The following is a 24,051-nucleotide window of genomic DNA, read 5'->3' on the forward strand; positions in this document are numbered from 1 at the left end:
TTTTCTCTGCAATGAACATTTTCCGCAAACTCGAACAATATTGGCAGCATCCTGTGCTGTACTGGCCGCTGGTGATCCTGATTGCCGCCGCCACGCCGTTGACTTTCGCGCCTTATTACCATTTTTGGCTGATGCCTTTGCTGTTTGGCGCGCTGATCCGACTGATTGAACTGCGTCCGCGCTTTGCTGTTTCCACTGCCTATCTGTTTGGGCTGATTGCTTATACGGCGCAGTTTTATTGGATACATACCGCGCTGCACGATGTTTCCGGCCTGCCTAATTTATACGCGATTCCGCTGACTTTCCTGCTGCCGGCGTTTCTCGCGCTGTATCCCGCCGCCTGTTTTTGGTTGTGGAAGAAGTTTCATCTGCCACGCTGGGTTAAGGTCGGCATCGTTTTGCCGATTTTGTGGACGCTGGCGGAATTTGCCCGCGAACGCCTGTTGACCGGCTTCGGCTGGGGGGCAATCGGCTATTCCCAAATCGTCAAAGAAAGCCCGCTTGCCGGCTTTGCGCCTTTGGGCGGTATTCATCTGGTGACGCTGGCGACGGCATTTGTCAGCGCATGGCTGGTGTTGCTGATTGACAATACGGGTCGTCTGAAACAACGCCTGCTGCCGATGTGCATGATTGTCATGCTGTGTACCGTCGGCTATATCGCCCAGCAAACCGACTTTACCAAACCCGATGGCAGCACCAGTACCGTCGCGCTCGTGCAGGGCAATATCGAGCAGAACCTGAAATGGAATGAAGAACAAGTTGTCCCCACCATTCAGAAATACTACGGTCAAATCAGCAAAACATCCGCCGACATCGTTATCCTGCCGGAAACCGCTCTGCCTGTAATGCGTCAGGATTTGCCGGAAAATATCCTGACCCAGTTTGCCGAGCAGGCGCGCACGAACGGCAGCGCGTTGGCCGTCGGTATCGGTCAATATACAGCCGACGGCAGCGGATACGAAAATGCCGTAATCAATTTGAGCGACTACGATGATATTTCAGACGACCTCCCGTATTACGCCAAGAATCATCTGGTTCCCTTTGGCGAATACAAACCGCTGCCTTTTTTGACAGAACCGTTGTACAAACTGATGAATATGCCGCTTGCCGACTTCCGTCGCGGCGGAGCGGGGCAGGCTCCCTTGACGATGAAAGATCAAAAAGTCGCCTTCAACATCTGCTATGAAGACGGCTTTGGCGACGAACTCATTGCTACCGCCAAAAACGCTACGCTGCTTGCCAACGTCAGCAATATGGCGTGGTACGGCGATTCCAACGCCATGTACCAACAGCTCCAGCAATCCCAAGCCCGCGCGATGGAGCTTGGACGCTATATGGTCCGTGCCACCAATACCGGTGCAACCGCCATTATTTCTCCCAAAGGCAGCATCATCGCCGAGAGCGAACCCAATACCGATGCCGTCTTGGAAGGGCATATCAAAGGCTATATCGGCGAAACCCCTTATATGAAGGCAGGCGGTTCGTTGTGGCTGATCGGAGTATTGTCAATCATTGCCATCACACTGTTTTTAATCAGGAAAAAAGCAGATTGAGTTTGAAAAAGCGGTCTTTTTATAAGGCCGTTTTTCTTGAACTTTAATATTTACATACAAGAATGTTTGTAATATACTGAACTTATTCCCAGTAAAACAGTCAAATTTTCAAAATCAATCGAATTTCAAAAAGCAAGAAAATCCACCTATCAAACAGTCTTTTACAGAAAAAGGCATTTGACAGCATACGATAGGGCAACAGGCAGTGATATACTGCACAGCAAACAACAAGTAAACAATAGTCTCTACATCATATAAAGGAAAGCAACTCTCATGAATAACGCCTTTGCATTACCCGTCATCCACAGCGGCAACGGCAGCCTTGAGCAATACATTCATACCGTCAACAGCATTCCCATGTTGACGCCCGAAGAAGAAAGCCAACTCGCGGAGCGTCAGCAAAAAGGCGACCTTAACGCCGCCAAACAACTCATTCTTTCCCATTTGCGCGTCGTCGTATCCATCGCACGAGGCTACGACGGCTATGGCCTGAACCAAGCCGATCTTATCCAAGAAGGCAACATCGGACTGATGAAAGCGGTCAAACGCTACGAGCCCAGCCGTGGCGCGCGCCTGTTTTCATTCGCCGTACACTGGATTAAGGCCGAAATCCACGAATTTATCCTGCGCAACTGGCGACTGGTGCGCGTAGCGACCACCAAACCGCAACGCAAACTGTTCTTCAATCTGCGCAGTATGCGTAAAAACCTGAATGCCTTGTCTCCGAAAGAAGCGCAAGACATCGCCGACGATTTGGGCGTCAAATTGTCCGAAGTCATGGAAATGGAACAACGCATGACCGGACACGACATCGCTATCATGGCAGACAACAACGATGACGAAGACAGCTTCGCCCCCATCGACTGGCTTGCCGACCACGATGCCGAACCCAGCCGCCAACTGTCCAAACAAGCCCATTACGCCCTGCAAACCGAAGGTTTGCAAAACGCATTGGCTCAACTGGACGACCGTAGCCGCCGCATCGTAGAAAGCCGCTGGCTGCAAGACGATGGCGGATTGACCCTGCACGAGCTGGCAGCCGAATACGGCGTGTCTGCCGAGCGCATCCGCCAAATCGAAGCCAAAGCCATGCAAAAACTGCGCGGTTTCCTCGCGGAAGAAGCGGAAGCGGTTTAAAAAAAACAGTTCAGTAGAAGGAAAAAGGTCGTCTGAAACCCGAAATCTCGGTTTCAGACGACCTTTTTTGTGTATGGATGCCTTATTTTTTCGCTTTAGCCTGTTTGGCGTCTTTTTCGGTAATGGTACCGCCGCCGTTGTTAAACGCATTCATGATATAGGTGGCAACGGCAGCGAGATCGGCATCGTTGATGGCGGTTGCGGGCATAAAGCCGTTGTAAGGTTTACCGTTGACTTTGATGGGACCGTTGATGCCTTTGGTCATGCTTTGCAGCAATACCTGCGGTTTTTTCATAATATAGTCTGATTGGTAAAGAGGGGGAAACATGGTTCCCCTGCCTTCCCCTTTTTTACCGTGGCAGGCGGCGCAGTTGCTTTCATAAATTTTTTGGCCTTGCGTCATTTGGGCAGCATCGGCGGCAAAGGTGCTGTGGACGGACAGGGTAAAAATTGCAGCCGCCAATATTTTTTTTGTTGTGGTCATGATGTGTCCTTTTTATCGGTGTGGTCTGTTTATCGATAATACAATAAAGGTCGTCTGAAAACAGATTTTTCAGACGACCTTAGACTTAAATCAAATGTAACGCTTTCAGTGGAAAACCGCAGATAGGTTTTAAATGAGGATGCTGTCGCAGCTTGGTTTGGGTTTAAAGTCCATCAGTGATCACCAATATCCCTTGTCGGATGATGTATCCGGTTATTGCCAGCCTTGCAGGTTGTTTTTGACCAGTTCGGTCAGGGCGAGAATCCATGCGGGGTGGTCGTTCAAGCAGGGGATGTAGCGGTATTCTTTGCCTCCGGCTGCGTGAAATTGTTCGCGCCCCATGATGGCAATCTCTTCCATGGTTTCCAGACAATCCGCCATAAAGCCCGGACAGAATACATCTAATTTGCTGACGCCTTGTTTGGGCAGTTGGTCAAACAGGGCCTGTGTGCTGGGCGTCACCCATTTTGCTTTGCCAAATTGGCTTTGGAAGGAAACGATGTATTCTTGCTCGTTTAGGTTGAGTGCTTGGGCAAGAAGTTTCGCGGTATGGCGGCATTCGTCGGGATAAGGGTCGCCGTCGTCGTAATTTTTTTGCGGAATGCCGTGAAAGCTCAACATGAGTTTCTCGCCGCGTCCGTGTTCTTTCCAATATGCTTCAATGTGTTGTTTCATGGCATCAATATAGGCTGCGTCGTCGTAAAAACGCGAAACGGTACGCAGGCTCATTTGATTGCGCTGCTTCAGCAGTTGTTGGAACACTTTGTCTAATGCCGCGCCGGTGCTGGAGGCGGCGTATTGCGGATATAAAGGGACAATCAGCAATCTGCCTACGCCTTGGGCTTTCATTTCGGCAAGGACGGTTTCGATGCCCGGGTTGCCATAGGTCATGGCATGGCGGACGATGGTGTCGGGTATGGCTTTGGCGAGGGCATCTGCTTGACGTTGGGTATAGACGGCAAGCGGAGAGCCTTGTTCAAACCAGATTTTGGCGTAAGCATGTGCGCTTTTCTTGGGACGCAGTGTCAGGACCAAGCCATGCAAAATCGGCTGCCAAAGTAGTTTGGGCAGTTCGACGACGCGTTGGTCCGATAGAAATTCTCGAAGATATGGTTTGACGGCGGCGGCGGTCGGGGCATCGGGCGTGCCGAGATTGAGGAGGAGGATGCCTACACGGTTTTGCTGAGTGTAAGACAGGGAGGGTTCGACGTGGAAAAGCGGCATGATGTGCCTTTGGATTGGAGTGGAAGCCCGTATTGTAGCAATGTGAAGGTCGTCTGAATATGGTCTGCGTTTTCAGACGACCTTTTTTCGGGGTTGTGTTTTAAAGTTTATGATGTATAATGTTATACCATAACATTTATCGGAGGAATGATGAAAGCGAATATCCACCCTGAAAATTACCGTACTGTGCTTTTTTACGACAGTGGTGCCAATGAAGGCTGGCTGATCCGTTCTTGTGCGGATACACACGGCAAAACGATGGTTTGGAACGATGGTAAAGAATATCCTTTATTTTCTTTGGATACGTCTTCTGCTTCGCATCCCGTCTATACGGGCAAACAGCGCAATGTGAATATCGAAGGCCGCGCCAGCAAGTTCAACCAAAGGTTCCAATCTATGATTTCGTCTTTTAGAAAGGATAAATAATGCAGGTTTTGTCTTCATTGAAAACAGCGAAAAAGCGCCATCGCGATTGTCAAATCGTTCGACGCAAAGGTAAAGTTTACGTCATCTGTAAAAGCAATCCCCGCTTCAAAGCCCGTCAGCGGTAATGTTTTCATATTTTGTAATGCTCTCAATGGATTGCCGCTCGCGATGATTTTCGCGGGCGGTTTTTTTGTTTTCAGACGACCTCGGACGGTCGGGTAAGTGTGAAGCAATGGTTGAGGGAAGTTTTAATGTTTGCGAAAAAACTACGGAGCTTTGGAAAAAGCTACATTCGGGGGCGTGCAGGTAAATTAGGGTAAGCTCCCTTGCTAGACTATAAGGATGTTTATAACATGGAACGACTGTTATGCAGTTCCACATTTTTCAGGAGTATTAATATGAAACTTAAAGCTGTATTGGCCGTAGCGGCTGTTTTGTCCTTGGGCGCTTGTGCTGCCCCTGATTATGATGATAATGATGCTCCTCGCCACGAGCACCGTCATGACCATGGAGATCGCAACTATGATGATCGTGGTCAGTCTAGCGACCGCCGTTCGCCCCAATCTTTTGAGTGTGAAAACGGTTTGTCTGTGACTGTACGCAATCTGGACACCAACCGCGTCGAGTTGAGCCTGGATGACAAACGTGCTGTCTTGTCTTCTGCGGTTTCCGGTTCCGGCGAGCGTTATGTTTCCAACCGCGGCTTGTTCGGTAAAGGTGCGGAATGGCATCAAAAAGGCAGCCAAGCCTTCTTCAGCTTCGTTGATCCTTATGGCAACAAAGTAGACACTTCTTGCAATCAGCGTTAATGACTGCGTGAATTGTTAGGGGATGGCGGGTTTGCGATGCCTATCTCCGTGAAACCAAAAAGGTCGTCTGAAAATTTCAGACGACCTTTTGCTATGGGTAAATGCGAAACCTGTCGGTATAGTGGATTAACTTTAAACCAGTACGGCGTTGCCTCGCCTTAGCTCAAAGAGAACGATTCTCTAAGGTGCTGAAGCACCAAGTGAATCGGTTCCGTACTATCTGTACTGTCTGCGGCTTCGTCGCCTTGTCCTGATTTAAATTTAATCCCCTATATTTTCTAACAGGTTTGCCGGCGGATTATTGGCTGCGTTTGATAATCAGCTTGTCTTCGGTGACTTCGGCATTGAGCGCGGTTGCCATTTCTTTGACGACGTTGTCCAAATCGCTTTCTTTGATATTGGGATCGTATTGAGAAGCCAGTTTGAGCACTTCTCTGATGAAGTTTTTATCGACCTCCGCGTTGACGTTGTATTTCAGCTTACTGAGGAGGTCTTGTTGAAGCTGCTCGTCGTTTTTATATTCGATAGGCGGAATGGAGGCGTCTGCGTCGGCTTTGACCGCGCTGTTGTTCAAGTAGATTTGATTGCCTTTTGAGTCGAATTTGATGCCGGTTTTTAAAAAGGTTTTTGCGGCTTCCATCAGTTCTTTTTGTGTGTCGGGGCTGTTCATATCGACGCACTCTTTACCTTGACGGTCGAAGAATTTATTGATGCGGTCGATACCTTCACCATTGATATCGCGGAGGTTGAAGTTGTAATGGATGCGGTCGAATTTGATGTTGTTGATGCGGAAGTTTTCGACTTCGCTTTGTCCTTCCATAGCGTATTTGTTGTCTTTTGCAGACTGTTTGCTTCCTGCTTTGATTTTGTCGACAGAGAAATCAAAGGTTTGGTTGCCCATTTTGAATGCGGCAGAGTCTACGGTGAAGAGGGATGTACCGTTGCGCAATGCAGTGGTGTCACCTTTTTCCATATCGGCCTGATATTTAACGTTTTTCAAACTAAATTGGTATCCCGGGCTATCAGGTTTGTCAGGGTGTGAGGCAGTCATGCCGGGCCATTCGAAATTGAAATTATCGAGATGGTACTGATGGTCGGATTTGTGGCCTTTGACAGCCAAAGTCGCCGTTTCCCATTTGACTTCGTCGGAATCGATGTTTAATGAGCCTGCCGGTGCGGTCAGTTTGCCCTCTAATTCGCCACCCCAAGAAAGCACGGTATTGCCGTCCAATCGGAATATTTCTTTATTGTCATCTCCAATCAGATAGAGTTTGGTTTGGATGGTGTAGCCGTTCAGACCGCGGGTGATGATGTCCTCGCCGCGTATTGAGAATTTTGTGTCCTGATGGCACAAGTCGGGCGTGATGTCGCCCCTCCATGAAGCTTTACCCGAAGTGAGGCCCATGTCGAATTTATCCAGAGTGATTTTCAGGCGTTTGTCGGCATCGGGATTGTTTTGGAAATAGTATTCCTGTTTCAATTTGTTGTCGGCATAAATGCCACCGCCAACGGTTGCTCCTCCCAATGCGGCGATGCCGACTAATGTCGCAATGATGCTTTTTTTCATGTCTTGTCCTTAAGCAGGTGGTAAAAATGTAATGGATGGATTGGAATCGGGTAGATTCGAATCGGCTTTGCGCAAGATAGGGCAGTTTTCCAGTTGGACTCAAACTGCGACGCTGCCGGGTTGCGCTTTGGCGGAAATTGGATCAACTGACGGTATTTGCCTATGCCGATTTTAAAAATGCCAATATTGTAATATAAAAAGGTCGTCTGAAAACTTTCAGACGACCTTTTTTCAACCTTTTAAGCGATTAACAACATCTTCCGCCGTTTGCGCCGCAGCGGCGTTTGCGGCAGTAGTCTTGAAATTGCAGCTCGGTCATGACGGGGGCGTTGGGATTATGTTTGCGCTGTTGGGCAACGTAGTTTTCATAATCGGGCACACCTGCCATGAGGTTGGCGGTAAGTTTGGCGGTTTTCCACCAAGCGGCGAGTTTACGCTTCACCTTGTGCCTCCGGTTGTTTGCCGTCGCGGTACACTGCCGGAATTTCTTTGGCGGTCGGCCAGCCGACTTTGCGTGCTTTCATGGCGGTACGTACGCCGTAGATGGCAACGATGACGACGACGGAGAGGAACAATGCGGTCAAGCCGGCATTGATTTTGTCGTTGAAGATGATTTGCGCCATTTCGCCGATGTCTTTAGCGGGTGCGAGGACTTCGTTTTTAGCCAATGCGTCGCTGTATTTGCCGGCATGGGCGAGGAAGCTGACGCGCGGGTCGCTGTGGAACAGTTTTTGCAGACCGGCGTAGCAGGTTACAAACAGTACGCCGACGGCAGGAACGAGTGCCACCCAGACATAACGGTCGCGTTTCATCTTAATCAGCACAACGGCACACATAATCAAGGCTACGCCTGCCAGCATTTGGTTGGCGATGCCGAACAAAGGCCAGAGCGAGTTGATGCCGCCCAACGGGTCGGTCACGCCGGTGTAGAGGAAGTAGCCCCACAATGCCACGGCAAAGAAGGTCGCAATCAGGTTGGCAGGGATGGAGTCGGTGTTGCCGAAAGGTTTGTAGAAGATACTGCCCAAGTCTTGAATCATGAAACGTGCGACGCGCGTACCGGCATCGACGGCGGTCAGGATGAACAAGGCTTCAAACAACAGGGCAAAGTGATACCAGAATGCCATCATGGCTTCGCCCGGAATCAGGCGGCTCATGATGTGTGCCATACCGACTGCGAGGGTTGGCGCACCGCCCGCACGGGACAGAATGGTGTTTTCGCCCACTTCCTTAGCGGTGTGCAACAGGGTTGCGGCATCGACAGGGAATTGCAGCTTGGTTGTAATCACTTCGGCGGCGGTATTGGCATCTGTACCGATTAGGGCGGCAGGACTGTTCATGGCGAAATACACGCCGGGATCAAGCGATGACGCGGCAGCCAAGGCCATAATCGCCACGAAGCTTTCCATAATCATACCGCCGTAACCGATCATGCGGACGTGGGTTTCGTTTTCCAGCATTTTCGGCGTGGTACCGGAAGAAATCAGCGCATGGAAGCCCGAAACCGCACCACAGGCGATGGTAATGAAGAGGAACGGGAACAATGCGCCTGAGAATACCGGACCGGAGCCGTCGATAAAGTGGGTCACGGCAGGCATTTGCAGCGCAGGGCTGACGATGAGGATGCCGATGGCGAGGGCGACAATCGTACCGATTTTCAGGAAGGTAGAGAGATAGTCGCGCGGAGTCAGCAGCAGCCATACCGGCAATACCGAAGCCACGAAACCGTAAATCATAATCGCCCAAGTGAGTTGGATGCCGTCAAGGTCAAACCAATGACCGATGGAGCTGTGCGCCACATTGTCGCCGTAAATGACCGCCAGCATCAGCAGGATAAAGCCGACGATGGAAATCTCGCCGATTTTGCCCGGACGGATATAGCGGGTGTAAATACCCATAAACAGCGCAATCGGCATGGTGGCGGCAATCGTAAACGTACCCCAAGGGCTGTGAACCAGTGCTTTCACCACAATCAGCGCCAACACCGCCATGATGATGACCATAATCATCAAAATACCGATGGACGCGATCACGCCGGGGACGGTGCCGAGTTCTTGTTTTACGATATCGCCCAAAGACTTACCGTCGCGGCGCATGGAGACGAACAAGACCATCATGTCTTGTACCGCGCCGGCAAACACTACGCCGAAGATAATCCACAGCGTACCCGGCAGATAACCCATTTGCGCAGCCAGCACGGGACCGACCAAGGGGCCTGCGCCCGCAATCGCGGCAAAGTGGTGTCCGAACAATACGCCTTTGTGTGTCGGCACATAGTCCAAACCGTCATTGTGCCGCTCGGCGGGCGTGAGGCGGTTCGGATCAAGCTGCATCACATATTTGGCGATGTAGAGACTGTAAAAACGGTAGGCGATGCAGTACACCGATACGGCGGCGGTGACCATCCATACCGCGCTGACCTGCTCGCCCCGACTGATGGCCAAAGTGGTAAAGGACGCTACGCCGACCAAAACCACAATGCCCCAAATAAGGAACGTTTTGAGCGATTTCATTGTTTAATCCTTAAAATACAAGAGTGAGAATGTTCGGGTTCTTATTGTTGCGGGGGGACAAACTGCATCCCGAAGCATTTATGGAAGAAAAAAATGAAGCGATGATGGTGCGGGAACCCTGGCTTGAGATAATTAATAAACAAGGGAACCAAAACCCTAGAATGTTAACTATCATCAAGTCTAGCGTAAGGTTAACACAATCCGATAACGTGCGGGCTAGATTTAACTCAAGCAATCGTCATTCATTACGATATAGTGGATTAACTTTAAACCAGTACGGCGTTGCCTCGCCTTGCCGTACTATCTGTACTGTCTGCGGCTTCGTCGCCTTGTCCTGATTTAAATTTAATCCACTATATTACCGCTTATTTTTTGACAAATTCTTTATACAATATCCTGACAAAAGAGAAAGGTCGTCTGAAAACCGAATTTGGGTTTTCAGACGACCTTTTTGCATGGGGGAGCGAAAGCGGTGAAAGAGTTGCTTCCGGTTTACGGTTGGGTATGCCGTTTTCTGTCGGCGTGTTCTTTGATGGTGGCACACATGCCGGCAGTGTTGCCGCCGTTCATGAGCATGACCGGTTCGCCGTTGAGGGCGTAGCCGTCGCTGCCCTCATCGGAGATGACCGTTTTGTTGTCGTCCAGCTTTAGGCTGTTTGGTGTTTTTTGCCAGCGGCCGTTTTTGACCTCGTTTTGCACAACCATGCAATAGCTGCCATTTGCCAGGATACCGACAAGCTGCGAATCCATGGTCATGTAAACGCCGGGAGGCGGGGTTTTGGCAAATGCCTGTGTCGACAACATCAGAGCGGCGGCGGTTAGAAGTTGGAGGGAAGTTTTCATATTAAATTACGCGTTGCCGCGTTTCGGGTCGTTCGGGCGCAGTTGGGCGGCGAGTTTGTCGAGGATGCCGTTGACGAATTTGTGTCCGTCGGTGCCGCCGAAGGTTTTGGTCACTTCGATGGCTTCGTTGATGATGACGGGGTAGGGGGTTTCGGGCATCGCGCTCAATTCGTGGCATGCCATCAGCAGGACGGCGCGTTCGATGGGGCTGAGGTCTTTTTCGTCGCGGTCGAGCAGGGGGCGGATTTGCTGGATGTATTCGGCGGCATGGGTGTGCGTGCCGAAGAAGAGTTTGTTGAACAGCTCTTCGTCCGCTTTGGCGAAGTCGGGCTGGTCTTGGATGTTTTTAGCGATTTCGGGGGCGGCGGTGTTGTTGATGCCGGCTTGGTAGAGGGCTTGTACGGCTAACTCGCGGGCGCGGCGGCGTGGGGTTTTCATGGGGATTCCTTCGTTGGCGGCACGGTGGTGCGGTAATGAATGTTTCAGACGACCTCTGTCGGATGACGGGTCGTCTGAAAACGGTTTGTCCGACAGGCGGGGCGAAACCGGAATGCGGCAAAGCTAAGGGTTTCGCGTTCGGGCTTATTCTTCTTCGTCGTCAAACTGCTCTTCGATCAGACGGTTGACGAGGTTGGCGCACTCGACGGCGACTTTGGCGGCGTCGGCGGCTTTTTCTTCAATGCGCGCGACGGCTTGTTCGTCGTTTTCGGTGGTCAGGATGGCGTTGGCGATGGGGATGTTGTAGTCGAGTCCGACACGGGTTACGCCTGAACCGGATTCGTTGGAAACGAGTTCGAAGTGGTAGGTTTCGCCGCGGATGACGACGCCGATGGCAATCAGCGCGTCGTATTGCTCGGAGGCTGCCATGTTTTGCAGGACGAGCGGCACTTCGAGCGCGCCGGGTACGGTGGCGACGGTGATGTTGTTGTCGGCTACGCCCAATTCTTGCAGGGTGCGGCAGCAGACTTTGAGCATTTCGCTGCCGATTTCGTTGGTAAAGCGGGCTTGTACGATGCCGATGCGCAGGTGTGCGCCGTCCAGGTTCGGGGCGATGATGTTCATGGTGTTTCCTTGTATTTTGAGCGGTAAACGGGTTTTCAGACGACGTTTGGCTTTTCTGAAAACGATATTGGGGGATTTATTCCTGCGGCTGCCAGTCGGCAACGGCTTGAAACTCGCCGTCTTCGCCGATTTCCCATGCGCTGCCTTCGGGTTGGGTTATCAGCGCGGCGATGGCGGGATTGGACTGGGTGATTTCGGAAAGGCTGACGACGCTGAAATTGTCGGGATCGTCGGTGTATTCGTCGGTTTCGTCGCCGCTGAAGAAACGCCAGCCGCTGTCGTTTTCGAAAACGGGGGCTTCGCGGTAGAGGAAGCCGACGGGTTCGCCTTGTTTGGCTACCGTATTGGTCACGATGCAGCGGTCGAGGGCAGCTGAGAGGGCTTGGGCAAATTTATTCATTGCGGTGTGTGCATGCCGTAAAAATTGTGCGGATTTTATCATGATTAGGGCAGCCTCTGCACCGTGTATCTTTATAGTGGATTAACTTTAAATCAGGACAAGGCGACGAAGCCGCAGACAGTACAGATAGTACGGCAAGGCGAGGTAACGCCGTACTGGTTTAAAGTTAATCCACTATATATTTGCCGCTTATGGTTTGATGGTACAATGCTGGTCGTCTGAAACGCGCTGAACTGTGTTTCAGACGACTGTTGCAGCCCTAAAGTGTTTCCGTATTTGCATGAAGTGCCGAAACGCATTCGGGTTGGTTTGGGAGGCTGAATTTTTGCCGCCTCCCACCCGATACGCCGAAGCAAGAAGAAAGACAAACGTCCTCATGAAAACAGATGTGTTAAAACAGCAGGCGCATGCCGCCATTCAGAATAAACTGGGTTACCATTTCAAAGATACCGCGCTTTTGCAGCAGGCGCTGACCCACCGCAGCTACCATGCGAAAAACAACGAGCGTTTTGAGTTTGTCGGCGATTCGATTTTGAACTACACCGTCGCCAAAATGTTGTTTGACGCGTTCCCCAAGCTGACCGAAGGCGAGTTGTCGCGTTTGCGCGCGAGCTTGGTCAATGAAGGCGTGTTGGCGGAAATCGCTTTGGAAATGAATGTCGGTGACGGGCTTTATTTGGGCGCGGGCGAGTTGAAAAGCGGCGGATTCAGACGACCCTCCATCCTTGCCGATGCTATGGAAGCGATGTTTGCCGCCGTCAGCTTTGATGCGGATTTCGCCGAGGCGGAGAAAGTGGTGCGGCACTTGTTCGCCGAACGCGTCAAACGCGCCGATTTCAAGACGCAGGGCAAAGACAACAAAACCGCCCTGCAAGAAGCCCTCCAAGCCCGCCGCCTTGCCCTACCCAAATACCGTATCGAAGAACAAATCGGTCATGCCAATGACAGTATGTTCCTGATTTCATGCGACTTGGGCGAACTGGGTTTCATCTGCAAAGCACAAGGCAGCAGCCGCAAAGTTGCCGAGCAGCAAGCTGCCAAAGAAGCGCTGCAATGGCTCGAGCAACACCATCCTTTGAAAAAAGCAAAAAAATAGCCGATTTATTTTTCAGACGACCTATGGATACAAAAAAGTCGTCTGAAACTTCAAACAGAAAGCCATCATGGACATCGAAACCTTCCTGCAAAACGAATCCAGCCATCCCACCGACTACCGCTGCGGCTTCGTCGCCATCGTCGGCCGCCCCAACGTCGGCAAATCCACGCTGATGAACCACCTTATCGGACAAAAAATCAGCATCACCAGCAAAAAAGCCCAAACCACGCGCAACCGCGTTACCGGCATTTACACCGACGACACCGCCCAATTCGTTTTCGTCGATACCCCCGGCTTCCAAACCAAACACCGCAACGCCCTGAACGACCGCCTCAATCAAAACGTCACCGAAGCGTTGAGCGGCGTCGATGCCGTCGTTTTCGTCGTCGAAGCCATGCGCTTTACCGATGCCGACCGCATCGTGATGAAACAACTGCCGACAAACACGCCCGTCATCCTCGTCATCAACAAAATCGACAAAAACAAAGCGGGCAGCAGCGGTTTGCAGGAATTTATCGACCAAATCAGCGCAGAATTCAAATTTGCAGGGCATGAAACCGTCAGCGCCAAACACGGATTGGGCATCGCCAACCTGCTCGCGCGCCTCAGACCTTACCTGCCCCAAAGCGTGCCGATGTATCCGGAAGAAATGGTGACCGACCGTTCCAGCCGTTTCCTCGCCACCGAAATCGTGCGCGAAAAACTGTTCCGCTACCTCGGCGAAGAGCTGCCCTACGCCATGAATGTGGAAATCGAACAATTCGAAGAAGAGGAAAACGGCCTCTACCGAATCTACATCGCCGTATTGGTCGATAAAGACAGCCAAAAAGCCATCTTAATTGGCAAAGGCGGGGAGAAGCTGAAAAAAATCTCTACCGAAGCCCGCCTCGATATGGAAAAACTGTTTGATACTAAAGTGTTTTTAAAGGTTTGGGTCAAGGTCAAATCAGGCTGGGCGGACGACGTGCGCTTCCTCAGGGAATTGGGTTTATAGGTCGTCTGAAAATACAGTCTCAAATAAACAAAAGGTCGTCTGAAAACAAGCATTGCAAGTTTTCAGACGACCTTTTTTATGGTTAAGCAATCAGTTCTTCATCGACTGCACCGGCGCGGGAATCCTGCCGCCGCGGTTGACGAACACTTCGCACGAACCTTCTTTAACCGGCATCACGGGCGCGTAGCCCAGCAGGCCGCCAAACTCGACGCTGTCGCCGACGGTTTTGCCCGTTACCGGAATGATGCGCACGGCGGTGGTTTTGCTGTTGATCATGCCGATGGCGGCTTCGTCGGCGATAATGCCGGAAATCGTGTGCGCGGGCGTATCGCCGGGAACAGCAATCATGTCCAGCCCGACCGAGCAGACGGCGGTCATCGCTTCAAGTTTGTCCAGCGTCAGCACGCCTGCTTCGGCGGCGGCAATCATGCCTTCGTCTTCGGAAACGGGGATAAACGCGCCGCTCAGGCCGCCGACCGCGCTGGAAGCCATCATGCCGCCTTTTTTCACGGCATCGTTCAACAATGCCAAGGCAGCCGTCGTGCCGTGCGTACCGCAAACGCTTAAACCCATTTCTTCAAGGATGCGTGCCACCGAGTCGCCGACGGCGGGGGTCGGTGCCAGCGATAAATCGAGAATGCCGAACGGGATGCCCAGTATTTTCGAGGCTTCGCGGCCGATGAGTTCGCCCACGCGGGTGATTTTGAAGGCGGTTTTCTTCACAACTTCGGCGACTTCGGTCAGGCTGACCGCGTCCGAATTTTCCAGCGCGGCTTTGACCACGCCCGGCCCCGATATGCCGACGTTGATGACGGCGTCCGCCTCTCCAGAGCCATGAAACGCGCCCGCCATAAACGGGTTGTCTTCTACTGCGTTGCAGAACACGACGATTTTGGCGCAGCCGAAACCTTCGGGCGTGATTTCAGCCGTGCGTTTGATGGTTTCGCCCGCCAGTCTGACCGCATCCATATTGATACCGGCGCGCGTGCTGCCGATATTGATGGAGCTGCACACGATGTCGGTGGTCTTCATCGCTTCGGGAATGGAGCGGATTAACACCTCGTCTGAAGGCGACATGCCTTTTTGCACCAGCGCGGAAAAGCCGCCGATAAAAGACACGCCGATGGCTTTGGCTGCCTTGTCCAAAGTCTGCGCCACGCTGACGTAAGAATCGGCTTTGGTTGCCGCCGCGATTTGGGCAATCGGCGTGACGGAAATACGCTGATTCACAATCGGCACGCCGTATTTGGCGGAAAGGTGTTTCGCCGTAGCGACCAAATCTTTGCCGACGGTGGTGATTTTGTTGTAAATGTTTTGGTTCAACACATCGATGTCGGTGCTGATACAGTCGTGCAAATCAATGCCTATGGTAATAGTGCGGACGTCGAAATGCTGGTCGGCAACCATTTTGACGGTTTCAAGTATCTCATTACTGTGGAAATTGTTCATGGGACTCGGCCTTTCTTGCAGGTCGTCTGAAAAATATTTTTAGACGACCTTCGATTAGACTTTAAGCTTGACATACATATGCTCTTGCGTGCCTTCAGCAGTTTTTCGCATCTCGTAATCAAACACATCAGAATATTTTTTTACTAAATCGGTAAATTTCTTACAACCGTAATTACGTGGGTCAAAATCTACCTGCAAGCGTTTCCAAGTGGCACCGAATGCAGTCATAGCCATCCATTCACTATCCGCATGTTCGAAAATTTTATGTATAGTTTCCAACGGTAGTTTGTGCTCAAATTGTTCGGCAATTTTCGGTTGAGCTTGAGCATTTTCGGGAGAGGCTGTTTGAATCTGTTTCTCTGCTGGTTTCTGTGGTTTATCGGTTACTGTTTCTTTTTGTGCGGGTTCAGGCATCAAGTTTTCTACATAGATAAATTGGCTGCACGCATTACGGAAAGCTTCAGGCGTTTGCTTTTTGCCGAAACCGTAAACTGTTACACCTTGTTCCTTCAACCGGATAGCCAGTGCAGTAAAGTCACTATCACTAGATACCAAACAAAAACCATCAAAACGGCCGGTATAGAGTAAATCCATCGCATCAATAATCATAAAACCGTCAGTGGCATTTTTACCTGTGGTGTAGGCGAATTGCTGCATAGGTTTGATAGCATGCTCATTAATGACAGCTTTCCATTTACCGTTGTCACCAACAAAGTTACCATAGATGCGTTTTACCATTGCTTCACCGAATTTAGTTGTTTCTTCTAAAATCGCATCAATGGTTTGCGCTGACGCATTATCAGCATCAATTAAAACAGCCAGCCGTGCAGATTTCTCTTCAGCTACATTAAAACTAATTTTATTTTTTGACATAATTTTAGAGTTCCTAAAATCAAATGCGATGCATGGCTTGGAAGATTTCTTCGTTTTGCATGCGGATGTCGAGCGCGAGTTTTTTGCTCTCTTCCGCAAACAAATCCAGCATTTCCTGCCGCGATTTGGGGCATTTCGAGGTATCCACCAAGATAATCATGGTGAAGAAATCGTCCATCAGCTGCTGGCTGATATTGAGGATGTTGATTTGGTTTTCCGCCAAAATTCTGGAAACGTCGTACACGATGCCGACGCGGTCTTTGCCGATGACAGTGATGACTGAATTGTTCATAAGTCAGGGTCCTTGCAGGGGTCGTCTGAAAAATCTGGTTCGGGAATTATAGCACCGCTTTAAAATAAGATGGCTTGGATTGTTGACAATTTTCAGGTTCTGTCGGTTGGGGCGGCTGCGTATTGAATAGGATGGGCTGAGGATGATCGGCAGGTTTGCGATTGGGGGATTTTGGGTAAACCGATATTAATTTGTTCAAATATCCATGCAAACAGGCGTACCCAAACACGTCAATTTGCGTATAATGGCGCAAATTCCGATTAACCGATTCATGTAAATAAGGATTAAACCATGACATCTATCCACGACCAAATCAAAGAAGTTGTTACCACACACCGCGTTGTTTTGTTTATGAAGGGTACGAAGCAGTTTCCGCAATGCGGCTTCTCTTCACGCGCCGTACAAATCCTCAGCGCCGCAGGCTGCACTGATTACGTTACCGTGAATGTTTTGGAAAACGATGCTGTCCGCCAAGGTATCAAAGAATACAGCGATTGGCCGACCATCCCGCAACTCTACGTAAACGGAGAGTTTGTCGGCGGTTCCGATATTTTGATGGAAATGTACGAAGCAGGTGAGCTGCAAGAATTGCTGAAAGCTTGATTTGTCTGATACGGAATCATGAAGAGGTCGTCTGAAATATTTCAGACGACCTCTTTTCATTTTAACCAAGACTCAAGAGGGGTTTATTCCTCGGGACGTTCGCCGTCGGTGTCGTCCAGTTTGCCTTCGGTGATATCGATGTTGATGCCCACGGCAGCGCGGATTTTGGCGTCGATTTCGTTAGCGATTTCCGGGTTTTCTTTCAACCATACGCGGACGTTGTCTTTGCCTTGTCCGATTTTGGCGCCGTTGTAGCTGTACCATGCGCCTGATTTTTCAACGATGTCGTATTTGACACCGAGGTCGATCAGTTCGCCTTCCCAGCTTACGCCTTCGCCGTACAGGATATCGAATTCGGCTTGGCGGAACGGAGGGGCGACTTTGTTTTTGATGACTTTGACTTTGGTTTCGTTGCCGATGACGTCGTCGCCTTTTTTGATTTGTCCGGTTCGGCGGATGTCAAGGCGGACGGAGGCGTAGAATTTGAGGGCGTTACCGCCGGTGGTGGTTTCGGGGCTGCCGAACATCACGCCGATTTTCATGCGGATTTGGTTGATGAAGACGACCAGTGTGTTGGTGCGTTTGATGTGGCCGGTCAGTTTGCGCAGGGCTTGGCTCATCAGACGGGCTTGCAGGCCGACGTGGCTGTCGCCCATTTCGCCTTCGATTTCGGCTTTGGGCACGAGGGCGGCTACGGAGTCGACAACGACCATGTCCACGCCGCCGGAACGTACCAGCGTGTCGCAGATTTCCAGAGCCTGCTCGCCGGTGTCGGGTTGGGAGAGGTAGAGTTCTTCTACTTTAACGCCGAGTTTGCGGGCGTAAACGGGGTCGAAGGCGTGTTCGGCGTCGATAAAGGCGCAGATACCGCCGTTTTTTTGGCATTGGGCGATGGCTTCGAGACAGAGCGTGGTTTTACCGGAGGATTCAGGGCCGAAGATTTCGACAACGCGACCGCGCGGCAGACCGCCGACGCCGAGCGCCAAGTCCACACCGAGCGAACCGGTGGAGATGACGTCAAGGTTTTCTTCTTGCTGGCTGCCGTCCATTTTCATGATGGAACCTTTGCCGAAGTTTTTTTCAATTTGGGCAAGGGCGGCGGCTAGGGCTTTGCTTTTTTCGTCTGACATAGTGTTGTTCTCGTTTGATGTTGATGAATTTAGCTAAGAATTTGTTTAGCTATTATCTCATAAATTAAGAAAAAGTATAGTTTATTTCGATTTTATTTTGAAGTGTAGGCGGGTTTACTCGGAAGATTTTAAATAACTATTTGTTTCTAATAAAATTAAATGTTTTCTGGTTTTTGAGCGTATCGTTGTTGCAGATTTTATTTGTCGCAGAGGTCGTCTGAAAATCAGCGACAGTTTTCAGACGACCCCTTGTCCAATCCAATCACTTGCACACGGCAGATACTTTGATTTCGACCGCCCATTCCGGTTTGGCGAGTTTGGCTTCGATGCAGGCGCGGGCAGGGGTGCGGCCGGTGGCTGTCCAGGCATCCCAGGCTTCGTTCATGGCGGCGTAGTCGTTCATATCGGTCAGGAAGATGGTGGCTTCGAGGATGTGTGCTTTGTCGGAGCCGCATTCTTCAAGCCAGCGGTCGATTTGCGCCAAAACGTTTTCGGTCTGGGCTTTGGCATCGGCTTCGGGATTTTCGGGAACCATGCCTGAGAGGAAGACGAATCCTCCGGCGCAGACGGCTTCGGAGTAGCGTTCGGTGGTACCGAGGTATCGGATATTCATTTGATATTCCTTGAGGTTGGGGCGTACGGGGCATTCTGTCCTGTTGTCGGATTTCGGCTTTCCGATTTTGTCGGAACAGGACGGCGGATATTGGGCAGGGGCTTATGGTAACATTCAGCTTGATTGTCTGCCACAGCAGGCGGGCGGTTTTGTTGTTTTTGAAAAGATGCGGAAACTATTTTTACGCGTCATTGTCATATTAATTTTAGGTCGTCTGAATATTATTGGAACTGCATCATGAGCAAAAATACCGATTATCCGGTTACTCCTGCCGTCCGTTTCTTGCGTACACATCAAATTGATTTTGAGCCTTATATTTATGTTTATGAGGAACACGGCGGGACAGGGCAGTTTGCACAGTTGTTCGGCGTGGACGAGCATCAGGTAGTCAAAACCATCGTGCTGCAAAACGAAGCGAAGAAAGGGCTGGTCGTCGTGATGCACGGCGACAAGCAGATTTCGACCCGCAATCTGGCACGCGATTTGGGCATGAAACACATCGAGCCTGCCGATCCGAAACAGGCAAACAAATGGACGGGCTATCTGGTGGGCGGGACGACGCCTTTCGGTATGAAAACCCGGTTGCCGGTTTATGTTGAAAAAAGTATTTGGGATTTGGAGAAAGTTTATATCAACGGCGGCAAGCGCGGATTTATCATCGGTGTCAGTCCGCAGGCTTTGCGGGCTTTGAATCCGCAGGATGTACAGGTCGCCGTCTAAAGGGATGCAAAACGGTTTTAAGTCGGGAAACGCAGATTCGGGCAAATTTGAAGGTTTTATAAAAAGAACACAATGCCTGATTTTATATCTGTTTTCATTCTGTCAAACAGCCTGTTGGCGTGATTTCACGGTATCGGGCTTTGGCAAACACAAACCAAAGAGGCACACCCTAATATGGAAAACCGTAATTTTTATGAAATTCTCGGCATTTCGGCGGATGCGGACATTGCAGAAATCAGAAAAGCCTATCGCGATTCGGCAATGAAATACCATCCCGATCGTAATCCCGGCAATCCCGAAGCGGAAGAGCGTTTTAAGGAAATCCGTCAGGCTTACGATACGCTGGTCGATCCCGAACGTCGGGCATGGTACGACGAGTCGCTCCGTGAATTCAGCGGTAGAAGCGGGCAGACCGCCAGCCAGCAGACCGGTAGCGAACATACGGCGGAAGCGCCGCGCCAAGACGGCGACCGGACTTATGTGATGGCGATGTATGCCTTGTTTGCCTTGGCATTTGCGACCTTGGTAATGCCTGTTGCCGGCATCGTTTTGGCGTATGTAAAACGTGGCGATATGGGCGACTCGGTTTATAATAACCATGCAGACTATCTGATTAAAACCTTCTGGGGCGGTCTGGCGGGGTTTGTTTTGAGTAAAATTACCGCGTTTATCGGCATCGACTCCGTGCTGCTGTTTTTGGTATCGGTTTGGTTTGCTTACCGTCTGGCGGCAGGTTTCGTCAGACTGACGGACAACAAGCGTATGTCTTTGGATACTTGGTTCTAAGCGCAACCGCCCGCCTTGTTTTCAGACGACCTTCGCATCCCGGGGTCGTCTGAAATTTTTGTATGGGTCGTTTGCGGAAAACTAAATATCAAAACAGGACACCAAGAAGGTTGTCTGAAAATTTGTCCACGCATCCGACACATTCAATCAAAGGAAAAACATGATTTATTTATTGGCAAGCATACTGTGCAGCGTGTCTGTGTCGGTATTGCTCAAATTGGCGCGTAAGAACAAAATCGACGTCGCGCAGGCGGTGGCGGTAAACTACATCGTCGCAGTGGCGTTGACGGCTTGGGTGTTGAAACCCGATTTGAGCAACCCGAAAGCCTTTTTGCCGACTTGGTGGCTGTTTGGCGCACTGGGCGTGCTGCTGCCTTCGGTGTTTGTGATTATGGGCAAGGCGGTCGATGCGGCGGGTATCGTCAAGTCCGATGCGGCGCAGCGTTTGTCTTTGATATTGCCGATTATTTCCGCGTTCGTGATTTTTGGCGAAGCGTTGACCGAAGGCAGGCTGATAGGCATCGTTTTGGCGTTTGTGGCTCTGTTCTGCCTGTTGTGGAAAGCCGACGGCGGCAAGAAATCGGGCGGATTGGGTACGCAAATCACGCTGCTTGCGGGCGTTTGGGCGGGCTACGGCATCATCGACATCCTCTTCAAACAGCTTGCCAAAAGTGGTACGGCGTTTTCAGGCAACCTCTTGGTCGCCTTCAGCCTCGCCGGTATTTTGATGTTCGGCTACCTTTTCTCCCAATCGACCAAATGGACGAAAGAAGGCATTATCGGTGGCATCGTTTTGGGCGGTTTGAACTTTGCCAACATCGTTACCTACATCACCGCCCACCAAATGATGAAAGAAAACCCGACGCTGGTCTTCGCAGGGATGAACATCGGCGTCATCGTCTTGGGTACGCTGGTCGGCGCGATGGCGTTTAAAGAGAAAATCAGCAGCATCAACGCCGCAGGCATCAGCGTCGCCGTCTGCGCCATCGCCTGTTTGTTTTACTGGCCGCAGCTACGGGGACTGGTCGGTATGTAAGCATGTAAAAGGTCGTCTGAAAAGGTTTCAGACGACCTTTTGTCTTTCGGGTGGGAGTGTTTTTCCTACTTTGATAACAACGGTGCATTTGCAGCTAGACAACCCATGCAAAACGGTCTAATGTTCCGCCTGCATATGCACATTACTTGATAAACCAACGAATGAGAAGGTAAGAGAAATGACTGTCCGTATCGAACACGATTTGCTGGGCGACCGCGAAATCCCCGCTGAGGCGTATTGGGGCATCCATACTTTGCGCGCGGTGGAAAACTTTAAAATTTCCAATCAAAAAATTTCCGACGTGCCGCAGTTTGTCCGCAGCATGGTGATGGTGAAAAAAGCGACCGCGCAGGCAAACGGCGAACTGGGTGCGGTGAAACCCGAAATCGCTGCCGCCATTGAAAAGGCTTGCGACGAAGTGTTGCTCAAAGGCCGCTGCCTCGACCAATTCCCGTCCGACGTGTATCAGGGCGGCGCGGGAACTTCGGTCAACATGAACACCAACGAAGTCATCGCCAACCTTGCTTTGGAAATATTGGGCTACGAAAAAGGCCGCTACGACATCGTCAATCCGATGGACCATGTGAACGCCAGCCAGTCCACCAACGACGCGTATCCGACCGGCTTCAGGCTGGCGGTGTATTACAGTATCGGCGAACTGCTGGAAAAACTGGCGTTGCTGAAAGACGCGTTTGCCGCCAAAGCCGATGAATTTAAAGATGTTTTGAAAATGGGGCGCACCCAGCTTCAAGATGCCGTACCGATGACGGCGGGGCAGGAGTTTCAATCTTTCCAAGTGTTGCTGGAAGAAGAGATTTTGAATCTGGACCGCACGCGCGCCTTGTTGTTGGAAGTCAACTTGGGCGCAACCGCCATCGGCACGGGTGTGAACACGCCGAAAGGCTACGCGGCTTTGGCGGTGAAAAAATTGTCCGAAGTCAGCGGCTTGGATTGCAAACTGACTGAAAACCTGATTGAAGCGACTTCCGACTGCGGCGCGTATGTGATGGTACACGGCGCATTGAAGCGAACGGCGGTGAAATTATCGAAAATCTGTAACGACCTGCGCCTTTTGTCATCCGGTCCGCGCGCCGGTTTGAAAGAGATTAACCTGCCGGAAATGCAGGCAGGCTCGTCGATTATGCCCGCCAAAGTCAACCCCGTGATTCCCGAAGTGGTCAACCAAGTCTGCTTCAAAGTCATCGGCAACGACACCACCATCACCTTCGCCGCCGAAGCGGGGCAGTTGCAATTAAACGTGATGGAGCCGGTCATCGCACAATGTATGTTTGAAACCATCTCCCTCTTGGGCAACGCTGCGGTAAACCTCGCCGAAAAATGCGTCAAAGGCATTACCGTCAACCGAGAAATCTGCGAACGTTATGTGTTCAACTCCATCGGCTTGGTCACTTACCTGAACCCGTATATCGGACACGGCAACGGCGATTTGGTCGGCAAAATCTGCGCCCAAACCGGCAAAGGCGTGCGCGAAGTCGTACTCGAACGCGGCCTGTTGAGCGAAGCGGAACTCGACCGCATCCTGTCGCCCGAAAACCTGATGAACCCGCATTTGTAAGATAGGGCATAAAGAAAAGGTCGTCTGAAAACGGAATTGCCGTTTCAGACGACCTTTTTCTATTTGTTTAAATTGTTATTTCAACATCAAAATCGCAGCCACCGCCGCAGCCGTGACTACTAAGGCAGCAATCAGTTTGGCAGCGGAAGCAAATTTCAAGGCAACGGTTTGCCCCTCGATATACTTGTAGCCGCTGATCATCGGGCGGATCAAATCTTTTTTCTTCAAAAACTTATACGCCAAGACCGTAACGATGTGTAGCCCTGCCAATGCCGCCAGTAGGTTGAAGAAATTGACGTGGATTTTGCGCATCAGGCTGCCCGTGTTCGAGCTGACCAGATGGTTCAGATAGCCGCTGTCGGTAAACGTGTTTTCATCGGCGGCAAACAAGCCCGTCGTCGCTTGCAGCAAAACCGCCGCAATCAGCGCAATGACCATCAGCGCGCCCAAAGGGTTGTGTCCGGGCTGCTCATTTTCCGTCAGGCTGCCTTGCAGGTAGCGGCGGATGGACGACGGACCGCGCACGAATTGCGAAAACCGCGCCGTATCGCTGCCCCACAAGCCCCAACACAGGCGGAAGATAATCAGCCCCGCCACCAGCAGCCCGCAGCGCAAGTGCCAAACCAGCATCCCGCCGCCTGCCTGCGCGCTGTACCACATAAATCCGACCGACAAGACCAAGAGCCAGTGAAACAGGCGCGTTGGCAAATCCCAGACTTTGACTTTTTGTTTCATTAAATATTCCTTGTTGTGCGGTTGTAGTGTTCCTATACGGGGCGGTAGAATCGTGAAAACAACAGTCGATATAGTGGATTAACTTTAAACCAGTACGGCGTTGCCTCGCCTTGCCGTACTATCTGTACTG

At 51.0% G+C, this 24,051-nt stretch carries 28 protein-coding genes and 1 pseudogene; 14 read left to right on the top strand and 15 right to left on the bottom strand.

The annotated features are described in order from the left end of the window. Nucleotides 1-11: 11 nt before the first annotated feature. Together lnt and rpoH are read left to right on the top strand one after the other, a co-directional pair. Nucleotides 12-1,553 carry an apolipoprotein N-acyltransferase gene (gene lnt, locus HMPREF1051_RS05390; protein ID WP_036492030.1) on the top strand — a complete coding sequence of 514 codons (1,542 nt, stop codon included), beginning with the start codon at nucleotides 12-14 and terminating at the stop codon, nucleotides 1,551-1,553. A gap of 273 nt (nucleotides 1,554-1,826) precedes the next feature. Then, nucleotides 1,827-2,690, top strand: coding sequence for an RNA polymerase sigma factor RpoH (gene rpoH / locus HMPREF1051_RS05395; RefSeq protein ID WP_003744881.1), 864 nt, complete (start codon nucleotides 1,827-1,829; stop codon nucleotides 2,688-2,690). A gap of 82 nt (nucleotides 2,691-2,772) precedes the next feature. On the opposite strand, the gene HMPREF1051_RS05400 is transcribed toward rpoH, so the two are convergent. Together HMPREF1051_RS05400 and hemH are read right to left on the bottom strand one after the other, a co-directional pair. Further along, a complete protein-coding gene (locus HMPREF1051_RS05400; protein WP_003765473.1) occupies nucleotides 2,773-3,174 on the bottom strand; it encodes a c-type cytochrome in 402 nt (133 codons plus the stop codon). Between the two features lie 213 nt (nucleotides 3,175-3,387). Further along, the gene (hemH, locus tag HMPREF1051_RS05405) at nucleotides 3,388-4,398 is read right to left on the bottom strand and encodes a ferrochelatase (RefSeq protein ID WP_003765500.1); all 1,011 of its coding nucleotides are present in this window, start codon (nucleotides 4,396-4,398) and stop codon (nucleotides 3,388-3,390) included. A 150-nt stretch (nucleotides 4,399-4,548) separates the two neighbouring features. On the opposite strand from hemH, the gene HMPREF1051_RS05410 reads away from it, so the two are divergent. From HMPREF1051_RS05410 to HMPREF1051_RS05420, 3 genes are all read left to right on the top strand, one after another. Beyond that, a complete protein-coding gene (locus HMPREF1051_RS05410; protein WP_003765525.1) occupies nucleotides 4,549-4,824 on the top strand; it encodes a type B 50S ribosomal protein L31 in 276 nt (91 codons plus the stop codon). Next, nucleotides 4,824-4,949, top strand: a complete 126-nt coding sequence (ykgO, locus tag HMPREF1051_RS05415; RefSeq protein ID WP_003685279.1) for a type B 50S ribosomal protein L36 — start codon at nucleotides 4,824-4,826, stop codon at nucleotides 4,947-4,949. Before HMPREF1051_RS05410 ends, ykgO begins: the two co-directional genes overlap by 1 nt. Before the next feature lie 273 nt (nucleotides 4,950-5,222). Then, entirely contained in the window at nucleotides 5,223-5,633 is a 411-nt protein-coding gene (locus tag HMPREF1051_RS05420; protein WP_003761628.1) for an MliC family protein, read from the top strand. Nucleotides 5,634-5,931: 298 nt separating this feature from the next. On the opposite strand, the gene HMPREF1051_RS05425 is transcribed toward HMPREF1051_RS05420, so the two are convergent. From HMPREF1051_RS05425 to nusB, 5 genes are all read right to left on the bottom strand, one after another. Beyond that, nucleotides 5,932-7,200, bottom strand: coding sequence for a DUF945 family protein (locus HMPREF1051_RS05425; protein WP_003765486.1), 1,269 nt, complete (start codon nucleotides 7,198-7,200; stop codon nucleotides 5,932-5,934). Between the two features lie 247 nt (nucleotides 7,201-7,447). Next, nucleotides 7,448-7,642, bottom strand: a complete 195-nt coding sequence (locus HMPREF1051_RS05430) for a YbdD/YjiX family protein (protein WP_003744600.1) — start codon at nucleotides 7,640-7,642, stop codon at nucleotides 7,448-7,450. Further along, the gene (locus tag HMPREF1051_RS05435; protein WP_003758652.1) at nucleotides 7,632-9,713 is read right to left on the bottom strand and encodes a carbon starvation CstA family protein; all 2,082 of its coding nucleotides are present in this window, start codon (nucleotides 9,711-9,713) and stop codon (nucleotides 7,632-7,634) included. The genes HMPREF1051_RS05430 and HMPREF1051_RS05435 overlap by 11 nt, the downstream gene beginning before the upstream one ends. A gap of 492 nt (nucleotides 9,714-10,205) precedes the next feature. Next, nucleotides 10,206-10,556, bottom strand: a complete 351-nt coding sequence (locus HMPREF1051_RS05440; RefSeq protein ID WP_003765519.1) for a hypothetical protein — start codon at nucleotides 10,554-10,556, stop codon at nucleotides 10,206-10,208. Between the two features lie 6 nt (nucleotides 10,557-10,562). Continuing rightward, nucleotides 10,563-10,994, bottom strand: coding sequence for a transcription antitermination factor NusB (gene nusB / locus HMPREF1051_RS05445; protein WP_003758641.1), 432 nt, complete (start codon nucleotides 10,992-10,994; stop codon nucleotides 10,563-10,565). Between nusB and HMPREF1051_RS15455 the strand changes: the two genes are divergently transcribed. Beyond that, nucleotides 10,993-11,121 (top strand): hypothetical protein, encoded by a 129-nt coding sequence (locus HMPREF1051_RS15455; protein WP_269208437.1) that lies wholly within the window; start codon nucleotides 10,993-10,995, stop codon nucleotides 11,119-11,121. The two genes, nusB and HMPREF1051_RS15455, sit on opposite strands and share 2 nt — an antisense overlap. Before the next feature lie 17 nt (nucleotides 11,122-11,138). On the opposite strand, the gene ribH is transcribed toward HMPREF1051_RS15455, so the two are convergent. Continuing rightward, nucleotides 11,139-11,618: a 6,7-dimethyl-8-ribityllumazine synthase gene (ribH, locus tag HMPREF1051_RS05450; protein ID WP_003765527.1), complete on the bottom strand. Its 480-nt coding sequence runs from the start codon at nucleotides 11,616-11,618 to the stop codon at nucleotides 11,139-11,141. Between the two features lie 76 nt (nucleotides 11,619-11,694). Then, nucleotides 11,695-12,018, bottom strand: a complete 324-nt coding sequence (locus HMPREF1051_RS05455) for a DUF2185 domain-containing protein (RefSeq protein ID WP_003765484.1) — start codon at nucleotides 12,016-12,018, stop codon at nucleotides 11,695-11,697. 72 nt (nucleotides 12,019-12,090) lie between these two features. Between HMPREF1051_RS05455 and HMPREF1051_RS14285 the strand changes: the two are divergent. The 3 genes and pseudogenes from HMPREF1051_RS14285 to era form a co-directional block, all read left to right on the top strand. Further along, nucleotides 12,091-12,228 (top strand): annotated as a pseudogene (locus HMPREF1051_RS14285) (IS5/IS1182 family transposase); the annotation flags it as partial. Nucleotides 12,229-12,394: 166 nt separating this feature from the next. Further along, a complete protein-coding gene (gene rnc / locus HMPREF1051_RS05460; RefSeq protein ID WP_003758637.1) occupies nucleotides 12,395-13,114 on the top strand; it encodes a ribonuclease III in 720 nt (239 codons plus the stop codon). A gap of 67 nt (nucleotides 13,115-13,181) precedes the next feature. Continuing rightward, a complete protein-coding gene (gene era / locus HMPREF1051_RS05465) occupies nucleotides 13,182-14,108 on the top strand; it encodes a GTPase Era (RefSeq protein WP_003765450.1) in 927 nt (308 codons plus the stop codon). Between the two features lie 90 nt (nucleotides 14,109-14,198). On the opposite strand, the gene HMPREF1051_RS05470 is transcribed toward era, so the two are convergent. Genes HMPREF1051_RS05470 through HMPREF1051_RS05480 form a run of 3 tightly spaced genes read right to left on the bottom strand, consistent with a single transcriptional unit; the run spans nucleotide 14,199 to nucleotide 16,722 of the window. After that, on the bottom strand, nucleotides 14,199-15,557 hold the full coding sequence (locus HMPREF1051_RS05470) for a PFL family protein (protein ID WP_003765496.1): 1,359 nt from the start codon (nucleotides 15,555-15,557) through the stop codon (nucleotides 14,199-14,201). A gap of 54 nt (nucleotides 15,558-15,611) precedes the next feature. Beyond that, nucleotides 15,612-16,430 carry an NYN domain-containing protein gene (locus HMPREF1051_RS05475; protein WP_003765467.1) on the bottom strand — a complete coding sequence of 273 codons (819 nt, stop codon included), beginning with the start codon at nucleotides 16,428-16,430 and terminating at the stop codon, nucleotides 15,612-15,614. A gap of 19 nt (nucleotides 16,431-16,449) precedes the next feature. Next, nucleotides 16,450-16,722: an ACT domain-containing protein gene (locus HMPREF1051_RS05480; RefSeq protein ID WP_003765481.1), complete on the bottom strand. Its 273-nt coding sequence runs from the start codon at nucleotides 16,720-16,722 to the stop codon at nucleotides 16,450-16,452. Nucleotides 16,723-17,013: 291 nt separating this feature from the next. Here HMPREF1051_RS05480 and grxD point away from each other — a divergent pair, with 291 nt between their 5' ends. Beyond that, nucleotides 17,014-17,325 carry a Grx4 family monothiol glutaredoxin gene (gene grxD / locus HMPREF1051_RS05485; RefSeq protein ID WP_003758621.1) on the top strand — a complete coding sequence of 104 codons (312 nt, stop codon included), beginning with the start codon at nucleotides 17,014-17,016 and terminating at the stop codon, nucleotides 17,323-17,325. 83 nt (nucleotides 17,326-17,408) lie between these two features. On the opposite strand, the gene recA is transcribed toward grxD, so the two are convergent. Next, the gene (gene recA / locus HMPREF1051_RS05490; protein WP_003758619.1) at nucleotides 17,409-18,455 is read right to left on the bottom strand and encodes a recombinase RecA; all 1,047 of its coding nucleotides are present in this window, start codon (nucleotides 18,453-18,455) and stop codon (nucleotides 17,409-17,411) included. A gap of 262 nt (nucleotides 18,456-18,717) precedes the next feature. Further along, nucleotides 18,718-19,068 (bottom strand): RidA family protein, encoded by a 351-nt coding sequence (locus tag HMPREF1051_RS05495; RefSeq protein ID WP_003765530.1) that lies wholly within the window; start codon nucleotides 19,066-19,068, stop codon nucleotides 18,718-18,720. Nucleotides 19,069-19,305: 237 nt separating this feature from the next. On the opposite strand from HMPREF1051_RS05495, the gene ybaK reads away from it, so the two are divergent. The 4 genes from ybaK to aspA all read left to right on the top strand — a co-directional run bounded on the left by ybaK (nucleotide 19,306) and on the right by aspA (nucleotide 23,186). Then, entirely contained in the window at nucleotides 19,306-19,788 is a 483-nt protein-coding gene (gene ybaK, locus HMPREF1051_RS05500; protein WP_003765517.1) for a Cys-tRNA(Pro) deacylase, read from the top strand. Between the two features lie 174 nt (nucleotides 19,789-19,962). Beyond that, entirely contained in the window at nucleotides 19,963-20,574 is a 612-nt protein-coding gene (locus HMPREF1051_RS05505; RefSeq protein WP_003765505.1) for a DnaJ domain-containing protein, read from the top strand. A gap of 160 nt (nucleotides 20,575-20,734) precedes the next feature. Further along, nucleotides 20,735-21,610: a DMT family transporter gene (locus HMPREF1051_RS05510; RefSeq protein WP_003765469.1), complete on the top strand. Its 876-nt coding sequence runs from the start codon at nucleotides 20,735-20,737 to the stop codon at nucleotides 21,608-21,610. A 178-nt stretch (nucleotides 21,611-21,788) separates the two neighbouring features. After that, nucleotides 21,789-23,186, top strand: coding sequence for an aspartate ammonia-lyase (gene aspA, locus HMPREF1051_RS05515; protein WP_003765511.1), 1,398 nt, complete (start codon nucleotides 21,789-21,791; stop codon nucleotides 23,184-23,186). A 75-nt stretch (nucleotides 23,187-23,261) separates the two neighbouring features. Here the strand turns inward: aspA and HMPREF1051_RS05520 are convergent, their stop codons facing one another. Then, nucleotides 23,262-23,921 carry a cytochrome b/b6 domain-containing protein gene (locus HMPREF1051_RS05520; RefSeq protein WP_003765509.1) on the bottom strand — a complete coding sequence of 220 codons (660 nt, stop codon included), beginning with the start codon at nucleotides 23,919-23,921 and terminating at the stop codon, nucleotides 23,262-23,264. Between the last annotated feature and the right edge of the window lie 130 nt (nucleotides 23,922-24,051).

This window comes from Neisseria sicca VK64 (genome assembly GCF_000260655.1).
Classification (GTDB): domain Bacteria; phylum Pseudomonadota; class Gammaproteobacteria; order Burkholderiales; family Neisseriaceae; genus Neisseria; species Neisseria sicca_B.